Origin of the sequence: Agarivorans sp. QJM3NY_29, assembly GCF_050870835.2 — a bacterium.
GTDB lineage: Bacteria > Pseudomonadota > Gammaproteobacteria > Enterobacterales > Celerinatantimonadaceae > Agarivorans.
The window spans coordinates 3683591-3704484 of the sequence record NZ_CP194036.2 but is presented as its reverse complement, the minus strand read 5'-3'; the positions used below and the strand labels follow the sequence as shown (position 1 = coordinate 3704484).

The following is a 20894-nucleotide window of genomic DNA, read 5'->3' as shown; positions in this document are numbered from 1 at the left end:
AGAGAAAACATGCCTTCTTTTGACATCGTTTCAGAAATAGAAAGCGCAGAAGTTCGTAATGCGTGTGAGAATGCCGCTCGTGAATTAGAGATCCGTTTTGATTTTCGCGGGGTGGAAGCCAGCTTTGAATATAAAGACGACAGCGTCAAAATGACCGCCGAAGCTGAATTTCAGCTTAATCAAATGCTTGATATATTGCGGGGAACTTTAGTGAAACGCTCGGTTGATACCAAGGCTATCGATCTTGCGGATATTGTTCATACTGGCAAGACTTATTCGCAGATGGTTAATTTTAAAAATGGTATCGATCAAGCTATTGCTAAAAAGGTCGTCAAGCAAATTAAAGATGCAAAATTGAAAGTGCAGGCCTCTATTCAAGGTGACCAAGTTCGAGTAACGGGTAAGAAACGCGACGATCTTCAAGCGGTGATGAGCTTGATGCGCGCTGCTGATTTTGAACAGCCCTTTCAGTTTAATAACTTTCGCGATTAAAAGGTGTATTTAACTTTTTATTACACCCTTCGTTAGTTTTTTGATGATGCGGCTTGGCATTCACTGATCGTGGGTGATGGATCAGTGGCTTGTTGTGCTCGCTCGGGTCGAATCGCTTGCGTGGCTAGTGCTTGAGCGATAGGGCCGTATTACAAGTACGATTCGTACCAGTGAATTATTTATTTGCGACCGATAAACGCTGTACTAAAGTGGGCACAAAAATCTGTATGTCATTATAACATGGCTCTTTGTTTGCCAGTTTTAAAGCTAAATTAGCCGCTTTTTCTGCCATCATTTGGATCGGATAGCGGATCGTGGTTAATTTGGGATGTAAGTACTTCGCAATCAGGCCATCATCGAAACCAATTAATGACATCTCTTCAGGGGCCTTGATGCCATTTTCCTCAATGATTGATAGTGCCCCTGCTGCCATATAATCGTTATAGGCTGCCACTGCCGTAATGGGTAAGTTTTTGGTCAGTAGATTGGTCATGGCTTGCTCTCCACCTTTTTCATCGGGAGAACCGTATTCGATATGGCTTGCACTGTGCTCAAGCTGGTAAGCCTTGAGGGCATCGATGTAGCCATTCTTCCGCTGTTCTACATCTTCAATATTGTGATTCGAACAAATATAGCCGATGGATGTGTGGCCTTTTTTTATCAGAAATTCGGTCGCGAGATAGGAGCCTTTGTGGTTATCCAAGGCAATACAGCGCTCAGCTATTTCGGGGATAAAGCGGTTGATCAGTACCATCGAAGGTATTTCATGGGCAAATTCTATCAGCTCTTCATTACTCAAGGCTTTACTATGAACAATCAGTGACTCGCAGCGACTATTAATTAACAGTTCAATGGCTTTGCGTTCGATCTCGGCATTGTGGTAGCCGTTACCGATGAGCAAGTGTTTTCCATGTTGTAGCGCGATGATATCGATTGCTTTGACGATGCCGCCAAAAAACGGATCGGAAACATCGCCAATTAATACCCCGATGGTATTGGTTGATTGGTTGACTAATGCTCTGGCGTTGGCGTTGGGTCGATAGCCAATGTCTTTCATTGCCGCTTTCACCGCAACCTTGGTTGCCTGGCTAGATTTCCCGGAGTTATTAATGACTCGAGATACAGTCGCAACGGAGACTCCCGCTTGCTTGGCGACATCCTTGATGGTTGCCATTATTACCTCTTTGTATTAATGGGCTGTTGTGACGCATTCCATGCGTACAATCATTAAAAATTAGATTCTCATTAAACATGAAAATGAGCATATTTAACACTAGGGGCTTAGCAAAAATGATAAAAGCACAGCTATTTGGGGGCTCTTATCGATCGGTCGATCTTTCGCGCTAAGAACCATGAAACAGAGTGAACAGCGCAAATATCGTTCAATCACCACTTAAACTGCCAGGCAGCATTTGTCGAGGGAAATATTGCCTGCTTTACAACTAAATAGCACAGGTTTCTCCTTATCGAAACAGTCGACAAACCGCTGCCGCAATCATCTTGAATACTCTGCTGACCTTAGGCGTTGGCTGCGTTTTCAAGGACTGGTTTAAATTGTTTAATATTTTGCCCTTGCGGATTAAATACATGAATAGAATCAGTATCGGTGTAAAGCGTCATTGATGTATAAGGCTTGAGTGGGCAATCTCCAGAATTAAGGAATTTAAAGTTTTCGATGCCATAGCTTTGACCAAATACATAGGTGCTGCTGCCTAAACGCTCGACCACTTCAGATTGAAATTCGATAGCAAACTCACCTGCATCTAGGTTGAGGTGTTCTGGTCGGATCCCTAAAGTTAACTCGTCACCTAGTGCGCATTTCTCGGTGCTAATATTTAAGCTGGTTTCTTGGGTTTGCCCTGCAATTTTTACTCGAAGCGTTTCTTCTGACCAATGGCAGACGGTTGCGGGTATAAAGTTCATTTTGGGTGAACCGATGAAACCAGCTACAAATTTATTCGCTGGATGGTAATAAAGATCCATTGGACTCCCAAATTGCTCAATGGCTCCTTCTTTAAGCACCACTATTTTATCTGCCAAAGTCATGGCTTCGACTTGGTCATGGGTAACATAGACCATGGTTGATTTTAGTTCTTGGTGCAGTTTGGCAATGTGTAGCCGCATATCGACTCGTAGTTCGGCATCTAAGTTGGATAAGGGTTCATCAAATAAGAATACATCTGGGTTACGAATAATTGCTCGACCAATGGCGACGCGTTGACGTTGACCGCCAGATAGTTGCGCTGGTTTTCGGTCTAACAAGGCTTCAAGTTGCAGGGCTTGCGCCACTTGGTGAACTTTCTTTGCAATTTGTTCTTTGGGGGTTTTACTCACTTTTAGGGCATAGCCCATGTTTTCGGCGACGGTCATATGTGGGTATAAGGCATAGGATTGGAAGACCATTGCCACCCCTCGTTGGGACGGTTGAACATCGTTAACGACCCGATCTTTAATTGATATAGTACCTTCGCTGATATCTTCTAGACCCGCAATCATACGTAGCAGGGTTGATTTACCACAACCTGATGGTCCAACAAAAACCACAAATTCCCCATTATTAATGGACAGATTTACATGATGGATTGTCTGTGTCGCGCCAAAACGCTTTACAACATTCTCTAGTTTAATTGAAGCCATAGGGGATTTCCTCGAGTTAGTTTTCGCTTTGCCATATGTTTCATCAGAGGACAAAGGCGTTTTCCCAAATTAGATAGATAAGGTTTTCATTGGATTATACGTAGAGAGTGTAAACGTTACCCCTTTTTTTCTTTTTTTTTGCGTATGTGCTCACGAATATAGTTATTCAGTGTGGAATTTGCGCATTGTGTAGGCGTATCTTTGCGGTGTAATCGTTTTCTCTGGAGCAGGGCTGACGACAATATAAGCGATAAATCCTACACAAATAATTCAGGAGACGTGATGAAAAAACTTACGATTTGCCAAGCAGTATCGGTCGCACTTATTGCGGGGAGTGCCTTGAGCTCTGCAACAGTGTTTGCTCAATCTAAGTTGTTGGTCTGGGAAGACATTCAAAAAGCAGTTGGTAATGAAGAAGCAACGAAGCAATTTGAACAAAAATTTGATGTGAAAGTGTCGGTTCAGGAACTGCCATATGGCGGTCAAGTTGAGTCATTACGGATGGATGGCCCAGCAGGGACTGGTCCTGATGTGATTAACTTACCTCACGATCAAATTGGTAGTGCGGTGGTTCAAGGTTTGTTGGTGCCGTTGAAGGTGGATGCTGCAGTTCTTGATACCTTTACCAAATCATCGATAGACGCCTTGAGTTACAAAGGTCAGTTGTATGGGATCCCTAAGGCGGTAGAAACCGTAGTTATGGTATATAACAAAGATTTGTTACCCGAACTGCCCGCCACCATGGAAGAGATTTATCAGTTGTCGTTAAAAGCCCGCGAGCAGGGTAACTATGGTCTGTTGGCTAAATGGGACGAGATTTATTATGCCTACGGAATTGTGAAAGCAATGGGCGGCGATATCTTCGCTAAAAACGCCGATGGTTCTTATGATGCGAAGCACTTGCTATTGAATACTGATGGTGCGGTTGCAGGTGGTCAATATATCGAGAAATTCTTTAAAAATGGTGCATTTCCAAGCGGTATCATAGGCGATTCTGGTGCGAATGCGATTGATTCACTATTTACTAGTAAAAAAGCTGCCATTGTACAGACCGGCCCTTGGTCTTTTAAACCTTATGAAGAAGCTGGCATTAACTTCGGTGTTGCGCCGCTGCCGACTTTACCTAACGGTAAACCGATGAGTTCGTTCATGGGGGTGAAGAGTTACAGTGTTTCGACCTACTCTAAAAATAAAGATCTAGCTCTTAAATATATCGAGTTCATTAATAACTATGACAACGCCAAACGTCGTTTCGAACTGACTGGTGAAGTTCCAGCAGTAAAAGCTTTGATTGATGATCCGATTGTTAAAAATAATCCTGGTGCGAGAGCGGTTGCTATGCAGTCAGCACATGCCACTCCAATGCCGTCGATTCCTGAGATGAATGAAGTGTGGGGGCCTGCTAATAGTGCCTTGCAACTGATTGCTACAGGTAAACAGACGCCAAAAGATGCATTAGATAGTGCAGTACAAGCGATTGAAATGCAGATTGAAGCCAATCAAGCGATGATGGGCCAATAGTCTGTGGTTGTCAGCCTGAGTGTTTCAGGCTGACATAGTTGTATAGGAAAAATTTATGCCTTCGATGTCTCAAGATATATCACCGAGCAATATTAATTCTAATACTCAGCACCGTATTTATGCGGCTTGCTTGTCTATTATTCCCGGGCTAGGTCAGTTATATAATAAGCAGCTGGCAAAATCGGTGATATTTTTTATTTTCGTACTAAGTTTTGTTGGGGTTTTTCATGATTTTTTAACATCAGGCTACTGGGGGTTATTCACTTTAGGTGAATCACTGCCAGAAGATAACTCTGTGTTTCTACTTGCCGAGGGTATTATTTCGGTGATCGTTTCTGTGTTTGGGATCGGGGTTTACGCCTTATCGATTTACGATGCCTATATTAATGGAAAACTGAGAGATCAAGGCAAAGAACTTAATTCTATTCGTCGCCAATATCGTACGGTGCTAGAGTCTGGTTTCCCCTATTTAATGATTTCGCCAGCTTTTATTTTGTTGGTATTTGTGGTGGTTTTTCCCATCGTTTTCGGTTTTGCTATTGGTTTCACTAATTACAATTTATACAATTCTCCGCCAGCGAAGTTAGTGGATTGGGTTGGCCTTAAAAATTTCATCAATATCTTTGAAATTAATCTATGGCGGAAGACCTTTATAGATGTGTTGCAGTGGACCGTGATCTGGACCTTGCTTGCGACCACTCTGCAGTGCACGGTGGGGGTTTTATTAGCGATTCTGGTGAATCAAAAAGATCTTAAGTTTAAACCGCTGATTCGAACTATTTTTATCCTACCTTGGGCGGTCCCCGGTTTTGTGACCATCCTTATTTTCACTGGGATGTTTAATGAAACCTTTGGGGTAATAAATAACGTCGTATTACATGCCTTTGGGATTGATCCTAAGTCTTGGTTAACTGACCCTTTCTGGACTAAAACAGCATTAATTTTAATTCAAACATGGCTTGGTTTCCCCTTTGTATTTGCGATGACTACTGGGGTACTACAGGCGATTCCGAATGACCTGTATGAAGCGGCGACTATTGATGGCGCGAGTAAATATCAGCAATTAAAAACCATTACCATACCTTTGGTTTTATATTCGATAGCACCCATTCTAATTACTCAATATACCTTCAACTTTAATAATTTTAATATTATTTACTTGTTTAATAATGGAGGTCCGGCGGTGATTGGCAGTAATGCAGGTGGAACTGATATTCTGGTGTCATGGATTTATAAATTAACCATGTCTTCTTCCCAATATTCTATCGCAGCGGCGATTACTCTGCTTCTTTCTATCTTTGTAGTGGGTATTGCTCTATGGCAATTCCGTATGACCAAGTCTTTCAAAGAAGTCGCTTAAGGGATTCACGATGAGCATTAAACGTAGTAAATATATTCGGTTATCTTTAAGTTATCTGCTAATTATCGCGATAAGTATCATCATTATTTATCCCTTGATGTGGACGGTGGGGGCATCTTTTTATCCTGGTAATAGCATCATGGGCGATTCAATATTCCCTGATCAACCGACTTTAAGTCATTATTTGACCCTATTTAAAAATGACAAAGTGTCTTATTTAACTTGGTATTGGAATAGTTTGAAAATTAGTGTCATGACTATGGTCTTAACGCTAATTAGTGTTTGCTGTACTTCTTACGCCTTTTCTAGGTTTAGGTTTAAAGGCAGAAAGAATGGCTTAGTGCTGTTTTTGCTGCTGCAAATGGTGCCGCAATTTTCAGCCCTTATCGCCATTTTTGTTCTGGCACAAATGTTGGGACTCATTAATAGCCATATCGCTTTGGTATTGGTTTATGTCGGCGGAATGATCCCAATGAATACCTACTTGATGAAAGGTTACTTGGATGCGATTCCTAAGGACTTGGACGAGTCTGCACGAATGGATGGTGCGGGAAGTTTTCGGATCTTCATCGAAATCATTATGCCTTTGTCCAAACCGATTATTGCGGTCGTCGCTTTGTTTTCCTTTACCGGACCATTAGGCGATTTTATCTTGGCGACCACTATTTTACGTACCCCCGACAATTACACCTTACCAATTGGTTTGTACAACTTGGTTGTCGAAAAAATGGGTGCCAGTTATACAACTTACGCAGCTGGAGCAGTATTGATATCTATTCCAGTCGCCATTTTATATTTGTCCCTACAAAAATACTTTGTATCAGGATTAACCGCAGGAAGCACAAAAGGGTAACCATGAAACATTTAACTCTACTTTCTTTGGCAGCCGTGTTGTCAAGCTCTGTTATCTTAGCGGGCTGTCAGTCAGTCACGTCTTCGTCAGCTCAGACCAATGCTGAACCTCAGCTACAGTCAATCGTTCCAGCTCAGGTACGCAGTGACTTTATTAAAGGGGTAGATATCTCGATGATCCCCGAAGTTGAGGCGCTTGGTGGAAAATACTATCAAGATCACCAGCAGATGGATCCCTTAAAAATTATGCAGCAACATGGGATTAACTATGTACGTATGCGGGTGTGGGTGAATCCACAAACGCTAGACGGTAAACCTTATGGTGGTGGTAATTCGACCCTAGCTCGGGCAATTGATATTGGCCAACGCGCTCATCAACTCGGCATGAAGTACTTGTTGGATATTCACTACAGTGATTTTTGGACCGATCCGGGAAAACAGTTTAAACCGAAGGGCTGGGAGACATTATCTTTTGAGCAATTGGTAGGCAAAGTGGGGAGTTATACAACCGAGGTGATGCAGGCCCACCGTGACGCTGGGGTAATGCCAGATATGGTGCAAGTGGGAAATGAGTTAAACAGTGGCATGTTATGGCCTGAAGGAAAAAGCTGGGGAGGCGATGGCAAAGAATTTGATCGTTTGGCTGCGTTACTTAAATCAGGTATCACCTCAGTAAAGGCCGCCTACAGGAGTGATCAGCAAGTAAAAATTATGCTTCACCTCGCGAAGGCGGGTGATAACGGTCTGTTTAGATGGTGGTTCGACGAGATAACCAAGCGTGATGTTGATTTTGACATTATTGGTATGTCTTATTACCCCTTCTGGCATGGGCCTGTGGCGGCGGTGAAAGCCAATATTGCGGATGTCGTGAAACGCTACCACAAACCGGTGATTATTGCCGAAACGTCTTACGCCTATACCGCTAAAAATGGTGACCAGTTGGCGAACGCTTATACCGGTGAAACGCCTGCTGAGGGCTATCCGGTATCGGTGCTTGGCCAAGCTAAGTTTCTCAAAGACATGATGGAATTACTAAATAATGTGCCTGATCAACAGGGCTTAGGACTCTTCTACTGGGAACCTGCATGGTTACCGGTGGCAAATGCAACTTGGGCAACTGAAGAGGGTATGACTTACACCGATGATCATTGGCAGGCGGGTAATTCTTGGGATAACCAAGCCTTATTTGATTTTGAAGGAAATGTTTTGCCTTCAATGCAAGTGTTTAACGGTCAGTAGTCATTGTTTTAAGGACATATTATGAGTCATTTTTCGCCAATTATTCCAAATGTAAAGGGTTTGCTCCATGGGGCGGATTATAATCCAGAGCAATGGTTAGATCGTCCCGATATTCTCGAACGAGATATTGAATTAATGAAGCAAGTTCGCTGCAACGTGATGTCGGTTGGCATCTTTAGTTGGGCGGCGATAGAGCCTCAAGAAGGCCAGTTCAATTTTGGCTGGTTGGATCAGGTGCTGGATCGTTTGGCCGAGAACAATATCTCGGTATTTTTAGCAACCCCTAGTGGCGCTCGTCCGGCGTGGTTATCGCAAAAATATCCCAGTGTGCTGCGCGTGAACAATGCACGGGTGAAGCAATTGCATGGCGAACGGCATAACCATTGTTATACCTCGGTCGATTATCGCGCCAAGGTGGCAATGATTAATCAGCAATTGGCTGAGCGTTATTCCTCCCACCCAGCGGTGATAGCATGGCATATTTCTAATGAATATGGTGGCGATTGCCATTGTGATGAGTGTCAAAGTGCATTTCGGCTTTGGTTACAAAATAAGTATCAGAGCCTGGATGAGCTGAATCAAAAATGGTGGAGCCAATTTTGGAGTCATAATTACTCGAGTTGGTCACAAATTGAGTCGCCTTCGTCAATCGGCGAAAATTCAGTGCATGGTTTGAAGTTGGACTGGAAACGTTTTGTGAGTGAACAAGTCACCGACTTTTGCGTGCAAGAAGTTAAGCCCTTGAAAAAAGTGAATGCCAAGCTGCCGGTGACTGCAAACCTAATGGAGTATTTCTACGATTATGATTACTGGAAGTTAAGTCAGGCCATTGATATTGCTTCTTGGGATAGTTATCCCTTGTGGCATCAGGGGCAGGATGATCTGGGTTTGGCCTGTTATACCGCAATGTATCACGACTTGATGCGCAGCTTGAAAGACCAACCCTTCCTATTAATGGAGTCAACGCCAAGCCAAACCAACTGGCAACCAGTGACAAAGTTGAAGAAACCAGGGATGCATTTGCTTGCCTCAATGCAGGCTGTTGCTCATGGTTCAGATTCGGTGCAGTATTTTCAGTGGCGTAAGAGCCGTGGTTCGGTAGAGAAGTTCCATGGTGCAGTGGTCGATCATGTCGGTCATGTTGATACGCGAGTCGGTAAAGAAGTGGCACAAGTCGGCCAACGACTACAACAGCTTTCGGGACTCGCCGGCAGTCGAACGGCAGCAGAAGTTGCCATTATTTTTGATTGGGAAAGTCGTTGGGCTATGGATGATGCGCAAGGCCCACGTAATGAAGGTTTGTTTTATGAGCAAACGGTGAATGATAATTACCGTGGTTTTTGGGAGCAGGGGATTAACTGTGATGTCATCGAACAGTTATCTGACTTCTCTACATACAAAGTGATTGTCGCTCCTATGCTTTATTTGATTAAACCCGGTGTTGCAGAGCGTATCGAAGCCTTCGTTAATCAGGGTGGGGTATTTGTTGCCACCTATTGGAGTGGCATTGTTGATCAAAATGATTTGTGCTTTTTAGGTGGATTCCCTGGCGGAAGTGACAGTCCTTTACGTCATACCCTTGGCATTTGGGCCGAAGAGATAGATTCCCTTTACGATGAAGAGCGGATAGAAGTTGTGGCAGAGCCAATTAATCCATTGGGTCTGAGTGGAGCATACCAAGCGCGCCATCTATGTGAATTAATCCATTGCGAAGGGGCTGAGATTATCGCGCGATACAATAGTGACTTTTTTGCGGGGATGCCAGCTGTCACCTGTAATCGCCAAGGCGAAGGTTACGCCTATTATATTACGTCTAAGAACAGTCTCGATTTTAACCGTGACTTTTATCAAGGGATTATCCGCCGCCATCACTTAACGAGGGTGATCAATAGCGAATTACCTCAGGGGATATCGGTCACCAAGCGTCACAATCAAAGCACTGAGTATCTATTTGTCATGAATTTTTCAACCCAAGAGAAAGAATTATTATTAGATGATACAAACTATGTTGATGAAAGTACTCAGCATAGTTTAATAAATGCTCAAATTAAACTTTCTGGCTATGAAGTAAAAGTATTTAGCAGACCAATATAGCCTTATAAACCTTATTCCTTGTAATGTCTTAGCCAGCTTATTAAAAGCTGGCTTTTTTTTAGTTCCATCAATATATGTGACTCATATAGCAAAAGTTAATAAAATTAAGTAAAAAATGTAAACGTTTCCATTTGTTGGGTGAATGTCGCGAATTTTTGTTGTTTAATAATATTACAATGTGTTCTGGCTAAGGCTTGTTATAAAAGCAAAGCTAGATGCAATAATTACAAAAAGTATAAGGATGTTATGATGAAAAATAGTTTAAAACCGGTTGTTTCTGCGGTACTTCTTGCAATGGTGGCAGCGCCAGCGTCTGCGGTAGATTTTAGTGGTTATGTGCGTGCTGGAATAGGTATTGATACAGCCGGCGGCGGTGTGCAAGGCGGCGACGAATTTCAGAAGCAAAAGCTTGGTCGTCTAGGAAATGAATTTGATACTTATTCTGAAATTGGCCTAGGTCAGGAATTATTTAACGACGATGGCAAGAGTGTCTATTTTCAAAGCATGTTTGAAATGTCATCCGATGGTTTTTCTGAGACAGAAAAGACCACCGATGACAGTGCGAACTTCTCGATCAAGCAGTTAAATATGCAAGCCAAAGGGTATATTGCTGCTGCTCCAGAAGCGGTCGTTTGGGCGGGTAAACGTTTTTATCAGCGTCATGATTTGCACATTATCGATACCAAATACTGGAATGTATCGGGTTACGGTTTTGGTCTGGAGGGGGTTCAAATGGGCCCTGGTGCATTGTCTACGGCAATTATTCGTGGTGACCAGGATGGTTTAAACATCAACTATGTTGATGTTCGTTATGCGGGAATGAAACCTTGGCAGGGCGCTTGGGTAGAAGTTGGTATTGATTACGGTATGACCAATCCTACCGACCAGCAAGAAAAGGATAACGTAGATTTTGACAATGGCTTGATGCTTACTGCAGAACTAAGTCAAAGCTTCTCTATGGGTTACAACAAAACTGTATTGCAATACATGGACAAAGGACTGGCGCAAAACGCGGTCTCGCAAGGCGGTGGTTGGTACGATGTATGGAGTGGTGATGTAAATAGCGCTAAAGGTTATCGCTTGATTAATACTGGTGATATTAACATTGGTGATAATATCATTATTGATCATGTGTTTACCTACGGTTATGCGCAAGACCACGGTGTTGTAAATGGTGTTAAAGTTGACGATGAAACGCTGCTTTCGTTAGTCGCTCGCCCGACCTATAACTGGTCTAAATACAATAAAACAGTATTAGAACTAGGCTACTTTACGCAAACTAAGAAATTGGTTAGCGGTTCTGAAAGCAAAACTGGTGGTAACAAAGTGACTATTTCACAAGTCTTAGCCACTGGTGAAGGCTTCTTTGCTCGCCCTGAAATTCGTTTCTACGCAAGTTACTTTAAAGATACCGAAGGAAAATCTTTTAATGTTGTTGATCAGGTTGCTCAAGATGAAGATTCAGTCAAACTAGGTGTTCAAATCGAAGCTTGGTGGTAGGCCGATTAGAACAGAGCGGTGCATGATTGCACCGCTTTTTTTCGTTTTTTATCAAACGGTAGCAGGCAAGCTTAGAGCTGAATGGACTTTAGATCGTAATAGAGTGCTGTTGCTTATGCTGAGTTGAGGTTATTTAGGATCGTAAATGAATGAAGTATCTCTCGTTTAAAAACAAGATCATCGCCTTGATGATAGCAACCATTATGGTCACTATCATTTCATCCTACTTTAGTGTTCGCCATGTGATTAGTGCCTATATTTATAAATCCTATGTGAGTGATGTAGAAAGTCAGGTCAACTTGATCCGTGGAGAGGTTGAAAGAAGTATTCAAGCGAAAGTTGATCTCATTCAAAGTGTCGACTTTGGAATTATGGCGATCCGTTCAACCAAGGATAAATTGGGTTTTTTAAGTGTCGTAAAGGTGATTAATAATTTAGCCCTTAGTGATAAGGGAAGCATGCCTAAAGCAGAAGCGAGCCTTTACATCAAGCAGGTTAAAAATCACCCCGATGGTATTCAGGTTAGCCAGGTATCGATATTAGATGGTGTACCTGTCGTTATTATTTCGAAGAAGAAAAATAATATTGTCGATTTTTTTACGCTTGATTTGACATACTTAGAATCTCTAGTTAAACGTTTTCATAAAATCAACACTTATTTGCAAATTACTTCTGATAATGACACCTTGATTTATTCAAATAAGCCAAGTGTTAATTTAGAAGTGAATGAAGGAACATTAAATTTTTATGGCCAGACTTGGCACTTAAATAGTTTTATCGACGTGGCGGATATACATAGAATCACCAAGTCTATTAATGAAAGCATCAACTTCTATTTGATAGTCTGTGCCTTGATTATGCTTTCTCTGAGTATTTTTATATTACATTTTACCTTTAAACCCTTAATCCGTTTGCGAACTCTGGTTTATGGTCTTTCCCAGGGAGAGGGGGATTTAACTCAGCGCTTGGAAGTTAAATCTAAGGATGAGTTGGGAGAGATTTGTCATTCAATTAATATGTTTACCGACCAATTGCAGAAGATTTTTGTACATATCTCAGAATCTAATGTGCATATTAACACGGTGATCCAACAGCTTAGTCAGCAATCTAAGCGTAATATTTCGGCGATTGAGGAACATAATGCTGAAAGCCGAGAAATTGTACGCTCTATCGAGCAGTTGAGTGCTTCTTCCGATAATATCGCAGAAGGGGCCAACGAAACCGCCGAATATACCCAAAATGTTCGTGTTAATGTTGAGCAGTCCAGTGAGTCTAGCAAGCAGGCTGTTCATAGTGTGCAAGTGTTAATTGAAGATATTAGTGTTGTGGCGAACTCGATATCTGAGATGGATGAAGGGGCCAAAAATATTGGCGATATTCTTTCTACCATTGGTTTTATTGCCGATCAAACAAACTTACTGGCTTTGAATGCGGCGATTGAAGCAGCCAGGGCAGGCGATAAAGGTCGAGGTTTTGCGGTTGTGGCGGATGAGGTGCGAGCCTTGGCGGCAAAAACAACGGCGTGTACCACCCAAATCAATGACATGTTGAATTTTTGGGGGAGAACCAGTCATCATATTAGCTCCAGAATGGATGATACTCATGCGAGCTGTGATTCTTCTCAAGCTATTACTCAAGTGATGATGGAAAAACTCGATTTGATGCGTGAATCTACTGAGCGAATTCATCAATTGAACGCTAATATGTCAGGCTCCGCTAATCAGCAAAATACTATTATGCAGGAAGTTCGAACTAACATGTCTCGGGTGGAAAGTTTTGTTGAAAAGATCCGTAGCAATGAGTTGACGAGTATTGAAATCAGCGATGAGCTGCAAGATGTATCTAATGAGCTGACTCACTTTATTGCGCGTTTCAAACTTGCCTAGCTGATGAGTGATTGATAGCGCGAGTCAGCACCTGACTCGCACATGCTGGGCTCGTATTAAGACAGCAGTATGATTTCGATTAAGTAGTAACTAAAAAGGCTGATCAATACGATACCGACGAGGTTAAGCATAAAGCCAGCTTTAACCATTTGTTTAATATGTAATTGACCAGAAGCAAATACGATGCTGTTGGGTGGAGTTGCAACGGGCATCATGAAAGCACAACTGGCAGCTAAGGCTGCCGGAACCACTAATATCATCGGGTTCGACCCCATCGACTCGGCAATTGGCCCGAGCAGTGGCAGAAAACCTGCCGCGGTGGCGGTATTACTGGTGATTTCGGTAAGGAAGATGATTGCTGTGGTGACGATAACGATCACCCAAATCAGTGAATAGGTAGAGGCTGCGCTTAAGCTGAGCCCGATGAAATCAGCCATCCCCGAACTTTTGATCTGGGCCGCTAAACTTAAGCCTCCTCCAAATAACATCAATACTCCCCATGGCAATTTTTTGGCTGTATCCCAGTCCATCACCATGACTTGTTTACGCCAATCCACTGGAATGACAAACAGGCTGACGGCAGCCATCATGGCGATCCCGGTATCGCTGATCGCCAAGCCGCTATAAGACGCCAACAAGGGGCGTAAGATCCATGCACAAGCGGCTAGGGTAAATACAACGGCGACAACTTTCTCCGGTGGCTTCATTGGGCCTAATTGATGGAGTTGCTGACGTAACATTTCAGCTGAGTTTCCCTGACTTCGATTGGGTAAGCGATAGTTGATTCGAGTTAGCCATATCCAAGTAATGAATAACATCGAAATTGAGAGTGGCAAACCGATGAGCATCCATTCGCCAAAGCCGATGTGGATATCGTAGGAGTCGGCTAAATACGCTGCGAGTAAAGCGTTGGGGGGGGTACCAATCAGGGTGGCTACCCCCCCAATACTTGCTGAATAGGCAATGCCTAACAGTAGCGCGGCACTGAAGTCTGGTTGCTGCTCTTGTTTGGACATCATCCCAATGATCGACAGCCCTATGGGGAGCATCATCACTGCGGTGGCGGTATTGCTCATCCACATGCTTAAAAAAGCGGTGATCAGCATAAATCCGCCTACTTGTTGCGCTGGTTTGTCCCCGACGGTGAGCATTGCGACTAGTGCTATTCGTTTATGCAGATCCCAGCGTTCCATCGCCAGACTCAGCATAAATCCGCCCATGAATAGGAAGATTAAGGGATGAGCAAAGGATGCGGTGGCAGCTTTTAAACTGGCGATGCCGAGTAGTGGGGACAAGACCATTGGTAAAAATGAGGTGACGGGGATCGGAACTGCCTCGCTGACCCACCAAATTGCCATCATGGTGGCCAATCCCATGGTCACCCATGCTTGTTGGGGCAGCCCTTCAAAGGGAGGTGGAATAAAGAGAGTCGCAATTAAGCTTAATGGGCCAAGTAGTAAGCCGCATAGTTTGGCGAGGTGTTGATGTTGATAATTGGGATGGCTGACCATCGAGTTCATAATAATACCTTAAGATTTAAGGGGTTTTCTGCTATTAGCTATAGCAGAAATTTATCGACTACGCCGAACAAAAAGGTGTGTTTGCGTTACTCATTGATGGCTTCTGTGTAAAGCAATAGCAAGTCCTTGTTCAAATCTACTTTTTTAAGTGATGGTTTATCGTCCAATCTAGAAAAGTAATTCTATTTAGAGGTCGTTTATTGTTGGTTTAACCACGGATTATTGGGGTTTTTATAGTAAAAATATACAAAGTCTGCTTTTATGACAATTTTAAAATTAGTTAATTGATTTTAAACGGTATTTTATAGATATATAATTATTTTACTTCATGGTTTCTGATTGCTTTGAATGGGGGGCAAGATATTTAAGGGTAAAAAATATGCATTTTTAGTCACAAATACAGATGTGTATATAGTTGATATAGGTTTGACAAAATTTCATCGGGGGAACATTTGTTAGCATCAATTGTTATAAATGGCATTTTCAGTGAATATTTACAATAAATTCGCATAATGGTAGGTTTTGTTTGAATGGGTAAAATGTAATTGATCATATATAGCGTTAATGGATGATGCAGCAACAGTTATTGAATCAGCTTAAAACTGGCGATTTAGTCTTTTTTTCGAGTAAGGGGCTTGGCAGTAGTCTCATTCGTGTGGGGACTTTTAGTCCTTGGTCACATGTCGGCATGGTATTGCAGTTAGCAAATTATGATTTTGTAACCTTGTGGGAGGCAGTACCGAGTCGAGATGGGTTTTGCCTTTATGCTCAGCGCGCGAGTAAGGGCGTGCAGGTGGTTGCCCTGGAAGAGCGGGTTGCACAGCATCAAGGTGATGTTGCGGTACGCCAATTGATGGGCGAAGAACTTAATCAAGCCGCGTTAGACAATTTGATGCAATTACTGGAACAGCTACAGGGGCGCCGTTATGAGCAAGACTTCTGGCAATTGACTCGTGCTGGTTGGGATGGGCCATGGGGTGGAAATAGCCAAGACTTGTCTTCATTATTTTGCAGTGAGTTAGTGGCAGCGGCTTACCAGCGCTTAGGTCTTCTAGATGAGACTAAGCCTGCAAATGAGTATACCCCAGCTGATTTTTCTGAAGATGCGCTGCGAGAGTTAAATTTCGGATTCTACTTATCCGAAGAAGTTGAGCTGCTTAAGCAAGAACCGTCCATTGGTGAATTTAGCTTTAGTGTCTAACTAAATTAAAGCAGTTGTGAACGCCATCGGTGAACCCCTGCATCGATGGCTTCGCAGCGTGAGTATTCAGATCTGTGAAGTCTATGTTTTGTCCTCTCTCTTCTACATCAACCTAACTACCGTTATCGTGCGCCGTGATGTTGTTTCATTGTATCTGAATGATGGTGCTTGGTTTTAGTCCGCGCGATCATATGCAGTGCCGGTATCTGGATCTGGATCTGGATCCATCTTGGCTTCGGCTGCAGCATATCCTCAAACTCAAACTCAAACTCAAACTCAAACTCAAACTCAAACTCAAGCCAAACCAAGCCAAGCCAAGCCAAAGAGGACGGTTAACAGCGTTTTATGTGTCATTTTCTTTGGTAAAAAAGGCTTGGGTGCTTGCTTGTTACTTAAGCGTGATAAAGGGGAGTTCGCTTAATTATTTGTGACGAGGATCGGTCGTTTATGACTCGGCATAGCTTGGCTAAAAAAAGTTTTTGTGATGTGTCAATTTAATATCGATCTTTTGTTTAAAATTAGTGCTTCATACTATATGGTTGCGCCTTAACCAACAATATAGCTTCCATCAAGGATAATAAGAAGCATGAATCAACATTCAAACAACAACATATTTAGCTTTATAACTAAAGGTAGCCTCGTGCTACAAATCCTGATCGGTATTATCGCCGGTAGTATCTTGGCCGTTGTCGCGCCAGAGTTTGCCATCTCTTTAGGTTTATTCGGTAGCCTATTTGTTGGTGCACTAAAAGCGGTTGCACCAGTGTTAGTCTTTGTATTGGTGGCGGCGTCTGTTGCGAGCCATAAACGAGGTCAAGATACTCAACTAAAACCAATTATTTATTTGTATTTATTTGGCACCTTTGCCGCCTCGCTGACTGCAGTTGTCATGAGCTTTGTTTTCCCCACCGAACTGGTTTTGGTGAGTACCGATACCGTGGCTAATCCACCACAGGGGATCGGTGAAGTATTACATACCTTATTGTTTAAAATTGTGGATAACCCAGTGAGTGCCATTATGAATGGTAACTACATTGGTATTTTGGCATGGGCAATTGGCTTAGGCGTGGCGCTACATAGTGCTTCTGCAACGACTAAAGCTTTGTTTAATGATGTTGCGGATGGCGTCTCTAGCATCGTGCGTTTTGTGATCCGCCTAGCGCCACTTGGGATCTTTGGCCTGGTGGCAAATACTATCGCGCAAACTGGTTTTTCGGCGCTATGGGGCTACAGTCAACTGTTATTAGTGTTGATAGGTTCTATGCTGTTGATTGCTTTGGTGATGAATCCATTGTTGGTTTTCTACAAAATTCGTCGCAATCCCTACCCTCTTGTCTTTAAGTGTCTTCGTGAAAGTGGTGTGACTGCTTTCTTTACCCGTAGTTCAGCGGCCAACATTCCGGTGAATATGGATCTTGCTGAGCGGCTTAATCTGGATGAAGACACATATTCAGTCTCTATTCCGCTAGGCGCAACCATTAATATGGCAGGTGCCGCAATTACCATCACGGTGCTATCACTTGCAGCAGTACATACCTTGGGAATTCACGTCGATTTTGCGACCGCATTATTGTTGAGTGTGGTTGCTGCGGTATCTGCATGTGGTGCTTCGGGTGTAGCTGGTGGTTCATTGTTATTGATCCCGCTGGCTTGTAGTCTATTTGGAGTCTCGAATGATATCGCGATGCAAGTGGTTGCTGTCGGTTTTATTATTGGTGTATTACAAGATTCGGCTGAAACTGCATTAAATAGCTCTACCGATGTTTTGTTTACCGCCGCCTGTTGTATGGCAGCGGAAGAACCATATGCTCAGGTCGCAGAAGACCAACGCTAGGTTAATTTACTTGCAAGTAAGAACAGCGCCGTCAAGCGCTGTTTTTTTATTACTGCTGTCAGAGGTTGGCGTAGCCACCGGCCTATCGAGGCTCACTTCGATGGCGAACTGGTAAACCAAGGCGATTATTTCGATGATTTGAGTCCAGTGGGCTGAAGATGTGCGTCATCGTCATTAACTCAATAGATTGTGAGTTTTCTCTGTTTTCACAGATGATTATTTTATAGAATCGCCAGCTTCTGGCGGTAGATACTTATAAATATAATTTTCTCCAGTAGCACAACATTATTCATATATGGAAGTCAAAGTGCATTTTAAACAATTCTCTTTGACTTTCCGCTTAAGCAGTTTGAGGTAACAAATATGAAACGAGAACAATGGGGCTCTCGGGCAGGCTTTATCATGGCGGCAGTTGGCTCCGCTATTGGTTTAGGTAACATTTGGCGTTTTCCCTATATGGCATACGAAAATGGAGGGGGGGCATTTTTTATTCCCTATCTGTTTGCGATGTTGTCTGCGGGGATCCCATTTATGATCATGGAATTTAGCCTTGGTCATAAAATGCGTGGCGCCGCCCCTCGGGTATTTGCCAAATTGGGTCGACGACTAGAGTGGCTGGGTTGGTTTCAAGTCTTAGTGGCCTTTGTGATTGCGGTGTATTACGTAGCGGTGATCGGCTGGGCTATTTCCTACCTTGGTTTTTCTTTCTCACAAAGTTGGGGGGCAGATCCCAATACCTTTTTCTTCACCGAGTACTTAAAGCTTGGCGATAATAGCCCAAGCCGCTTAGGCGGCATACAGCTACATATTGTTGTACCTGTGATCTTGGCATGGCTGATCACTTACTCTGCAGTATTTACTGGGGTAAAAGGAGGCATTGAAAGAGCAAGTAAAATCATGATGCCGCTATTATTTGTCATGGTTTTGGGTCTCATTATTCGCATGGTGTTTTTGCCCGGCGCACTGGAAGGCCTAAATTACCTATTCAAGCCGGACTTTAGCAAAATTCTTGATGTTTCCGTTTGGTCGGCGGCCTATGGGCAGATCTTCTTTACCTTGAGTGTTGGTTTTTCAATTATGCTGGCTTATTCCAGTTATTTGCCAAAAGATTCCGATATTAGTAACAATGCCTTTATGACGGTGTTGATTAACTGTGGTTTTTCTATCATGGCTGGCATCATGATTTTTGGCATTCTAGGTTACATGGCTAATCAGCAAGGGGTTGCCATTACCGAAGTGGTGAAAGCGGGAGTCGGTTTAGCTTTTGTGACGATCCCGACAGCAATTAACCTGCTACCTGCGCCTTATATTTTGGGGCCTCTGTTTTTCTTCGCGCTCACCGTTGCAGGCTTAAGCTCGATGATCTCCATTATCGAAGCAGTCACTTCAGCTGTGATTGATAAGTTTGGTTGCGACCGTCGTAAAGCGGCCACTTTGGTGTGTGGTGTGGCTTTAATCGTATCCTTGGCCTTTACCTGTAACGGTGGTTTGTTGCTGTTAGATGTGGTGGATTACTTCATGAATAATGTAGGGATCTTAGGTAGCTGTTTATTGGAATTGCTGATTGTTGGTTGGATGCTCAAAGGCTTGCCTGAGCTTCAAGAATATGCCAATCGACGCTCCGAATTGAAAGTTGGTGACTGGTTTATTTGGTGCTTACGTTTTATTAGCCCTGCAATTTTGCTGATTATCTTAGCAACCAACTTTGTGTCGCTATTATCAGAAGGTTACGGTGGTTATAGCCAATTTGACTTGATGAGTTTTGGTTGGGGCCTCGTGGCAATTATGGCGGTGCTCGCAATTATTATACGTAAATTACCGACAGCTGAACTTACAGCGGAGGAAAACTAAGATGGAATTAAGTGCCATTGTGATGATGATCATCGGTTTGGGTTGTACTTGGGGCGGCGCGATATTTTGTATTCGCCGTGCCATGCAGGCAGATAAAGGCTAGTGGTTTAAACCTGCGATGAGTTAAAAGGCCAAGCACTTTGCTTGGCTTTTTTATATCGATATTATACCAATCTAACTCATTATCTGTTCATTCTTGCTCGGCTAAATCATCGCTAACTAGGTGATGTATCTTGGCATGAGAGCCACTCCTTACTGCGCTTCATGCCTCGTTATCGGCAGATTTACTCTGCGCAATTAGTTGTTCATATGATAAATCAGGTTGGTATTAAAGCGGTGCTTTCGGCGGAGCACCAGCACCTGTTGCTATCGAAATAAACAGAGTTAAGCTATTTTATTGATTTTATAGTTAATTTTTGCTTAAAATTGAGTCTCTATTGATATCTAAGGATGATGTGTGAAAGGAATTATTAGTGGTGTTTTATTGGCGCTGGCCTTAAGTGGTTGTGCGATGACAAGACCGAGTGTTGAAGAGGTCATAGCCAGTTACCATTCGGAGATCAATACTCCGTATAAAGAGGACATCCGTCAAGAGTTGACTCAAATGTGTGAGTACTATCATTATACGGAAATTAGAATCGAAGCAAGTTGCTACCTTTCTGGTGATGTTTTAGTGCGGAATGTGCGCCTCACCAATAATCGTTGGACCTGGAACCCTCAAGCCGCAACGAGTGTGACAAATAGAGAACTTCAATATTCGTGTCATGACACACTAATGGCCGATGCCCTTCAATCTGGTTTTGCCTTATTAATTAATTTGGAAGGGCCAAACGGTTTTGCTGGTAGGTTAAAAACCTATGACGATTGCTTAAATTTATAGTTTGCTGTTCGGTTGATTAAATAAAGG

Annotated in this window: 16 protein-coding genes; 13 read left to right on the top strand and 3 right to left on the bottom strand. The window is 42.9% G+C overall.

The window, feature by feature from the left end; genetic code table 11:
• The first annotated feature begins 9 nt into the window (after nt 1–9).
• Nucleotides 10–492 (top strand): YajQ family cyclic di-GMP-binding protein, encoded by a 483-nt coding sequence (locus tag ACRRS0_RS16855; protein ID WP_432452056.1) that lies wholly within the window; start codon nt 10–12, stop codon nt 490–492.
• 175 nt (nt 493–667) lie between these two features.
• Here the strand turns inward: ACRRS0_RS16855 and ACRRS0_RS16850 are convergent, their stop codons facing one another.
• Nucleotides 668–1666: a substrate-binding domain-containing protein gene (locus ACRRS0_RS16850; protein WP_432452057.1), complete on the bottom strand. Its 999-nt coding sequence runs from the start codon at nt 1664–1666 to the stop codon at nt 668–670.
• A gap of 344 nt (nt 1667–2010) precedes the next feature.
• Nucleotides 2011–3129 carry an ABC transporter ATP-binding protein gene (locus ACRRS0_RS16845; RefSeq protein ID WP_432452058.1) on the bottom strand — a complete coding sequence of 373 codons (1119 nt, stop codon included), beginning with the start codon at nt 3127–3129 and terminating at the stop codon, nt 2011–2013.
• 282 nt (nt 3130–3411) lie between these two features.
• Here ACRRS0_RS16845 and ACRRS0_RS16840 point away from each other — a divergent pair, with 282 nt between their 5' ends.
• From ACRRS0_RS16840 to ACRRS0_RS16810, 7 genes are all read left to right on the top strand, one after another.
• Nucleotides 3412–4650: an extracellular solute-binding protein gene (locus ACRRS0_RS16840; protein WP_432452059.1), complete on the top strand. Its 1239-nt coding sequence runs from the start codon at nt 3412–3414 to the stop codon at nt 4648–4650.
• 55 nt (nt 4651–4705) lie between these two features.
• Nucleotides 4706–6010, top strand: a complete 1305-nt coding sequence (locus tag ACRRS0_RS16835; RefSeq protein WP_432452060.1) for an ABC transporter permease subunit — start codon at nt 4706–4708, stop codon at nt 6008–6010.
• Nucleotides 6011–6020: 10 nt separating this feature from the next.
• Entirely contained in the window at nt 6021–6863 is an 843-nt protein-coding gene (locus ACRRS0_RS16830; RefSeq protein ID WP_432452061.1) for a sugar ABC transporter permease, read from the top strand.
• A 2-nt stretch (nt 6864–6865) separates the two neighbouring features.
• Entirely contained in the window at nt 6866–8101 is a 1236-nt protein-coding gene (locus ACRRS0_RS16825; protein WP_432452062.1) for a glycoside hydrolase family 53 protein, read from the top strand.
• 21 nt (nt 8102–8122) lie between these two features.
• Complete coding sequence (locus tag ACRRS0_RS16820; protein ID WP_432452063.1) at nt 8123–10195, top strand: beta-galactosidase; 2073 nt, start codon at nt 8123–8125, stop codon at nt 10193–10195.
• A gap of 246 nt (nt 10196–10441) precedes the next feature.
• Nucleotides 10442–11695: a maltoporin LamB gene (lamB, locus tag ACRRS0_RS16815; protein WP_432452064.1), complete on the top strand. Its 1254-nt coding sequence runs from the start codon at nt 10442–10444 to the stop codon at nt 11693–11695.
• Nucleotides 11696–11844: 149 nt separating this feature from the next.
• Nucleotides 11845–13581 carry a methyl-accepting chemotaxis protein gene (locus ACRRS0_RS16810; protein WP_432452065.1) on the top strand — a complete coding sequence of 579 codons (1737 nt, stop codon included), beginning with the start codon at nt 11845–11847 and terminating at the stop codon, nt 13579–13581.
• A gap of 56 nt (nt 13582–13637) precedes the next feature.
• Here the strand turns inward: ACRRS0_RS16810 and ACRRS0_RS16805 are convergent, their stop codons facing one another.
• A complete protein-coding gene (locus ACRRS0_RS16805) occupies nt 13638–15092 on the bottom strand; it encodes an SLC13 family permease (RefSeq protein WP_432456152.1) in 1455 nt (484 codons plus the stop codon).
• Nucleotides 15093–15669: 577 nt separating this feature from the next.
• On the opposite strand from ACRRS0_RS16805, the gene ACRRS0_RS16800 reads away from it, so the two are divergent.
• The 5 genes from ACRRS0_RS16800 (at nt 15670) to ACRRS0_RS16780 (ending at nt 20867) form a co-directional block, all read left to right on the top strand.
• Nucleotides 15670–16302: a YiiX/YebB-like N1pC/P60 family cysteine hydrolase gene (locus ACRRS0_RS16800; RefSeq protein ID WP_432452066.1), complete on the top strand. Its 633-nt coding sequence runs from the start codon at nt 15670–15672 to the stop codon at nt 16300–16302.
• 586 nt (nt 16303–16888) lie between these two features.
• Nucleotides 16889–18136, top strand: coding sequence for a serine/threonine transporter SstT (sstT, locus tag ACRRS0_RS16795; RefSeq protein WP_432452067.1), 1248 nt, complete (start codon nt 16889–16891; stop codon nt 18134–18136).
• A 363-nt stretch (nt 18137–18499) separates the two neighbouring features.
• On the top strand, nt 18500–19987 hold the full coding sequence (locus ACRRS0_RS16790) for a sodium-dependent transporter (protein ID WP_432452068.1): 1488 nt from the start codon (nt 18500–18502) through the stop codon (nt 19985–19987).
• Between the two features lies 1 nt (nt 19988).
• Nucleotides 19989–20090 carry a MetS family NSS transporter small subunit gene (locus ACRRS0_RS16785; RefSeq protein WP_432452069.1) on the top strand — a complete coding sequence of 34 codons (102 nt, stop codon included), beginning with the start codon at nt 19989–19991 and terminating at the stop codon, nt 20088–20090.
• Nucleotides 20091–20444: 354 nt separating this feature from the next.
• Nucleotides 20445–20867, top strand: a complete 423-nt coding sequence (locus ACRRS0_RS16780) for a hypothetical protein (protein ID WP_432452070.1) — start codon at nt 20445–20447, stop codon at nt 20865–20867.
• The last annotated feature ends 27 nt before the right edge of the window (nt 20868–20894 follow it).